This window comes from Gilliamella sp. B3023 (assembly GCF_026536845.1).
GTDB lineage: Bacteria > Pseudomonadota > Gammaproteobacteria > Enterobacterales > Orbaceae > Gilliamella > Gilliamella apicola_E.
This window is the reverse complement of record NZ_JAFNNH010000076.1, coordinates 1-591: the sequence shown is the minus strand read 5'-3', so window position 1 is coordinate 591 and position 591 is coordinate 1. Positions and strand designations below refer to the sequence as shown.

At 44.0% G+C, this 591-nt stretch carries 1 protein-coding gene; it reads left to right on the top strand.

The window, feature by feature from the left end:
* Positions 1-464 (top strand): hypothetical protein (locus tag J3U16_RS12040; protein WP_267343221.1); only part of this gene is annotated, 464 nt, incomplete at its 5' end.
* Positions 465-591: the final 127 nt, after the last annotated feature.

Below are 591 nucleotides of genomic sequence, written 5' to 3'. Positions count from 1 at the left end.
TGCCTCAGACCTTCGAGTTGGTCGGTCGTGATAGTAATGGTACTCCAGTCGTCAAATATGGTTTTACTTTGAAGCAGTGGTTCGTCCACCGTGGTGATAAATATGACTCTTATTCTAATACATTATCTTGGTGTAATAGCATTGGTTATCGTATGCCTCGCGTAAAGGATTTAACCAATGCATCTTGTTCTACCAATGATTATGACTGTCTCGGTTCAGTCGGCGCCACCCCTTCCTCGCAGGGTAATCATATTATGCGCCATATAGGTTCTGGTTTTTTCACGGAGTGGGGCAAAATGGAAGATTACTCTGGTGTTGGTGGTTTCAACAACGGGCATTTTTACTGGACTAGTGACCCGGATGGTAGTGACCCGCATGGTAATGACCAGTTTATGGTGAGCTCATACATTGGTTTCGTGCATAGGCAGAACAACCCCGAAGATGGACTATGCTCCCATCCTTAGTTCTTATTTCTTCGTTCTAAATCCTTAGGCCGGGGGTGGGGGTGATAAAAAATAGTATTAAGCAATTAAAAGTAAGCTGACTCAAGGAGTCAACGTCGTTTAGCCATAAAAAAAGCGATTTTGCGGC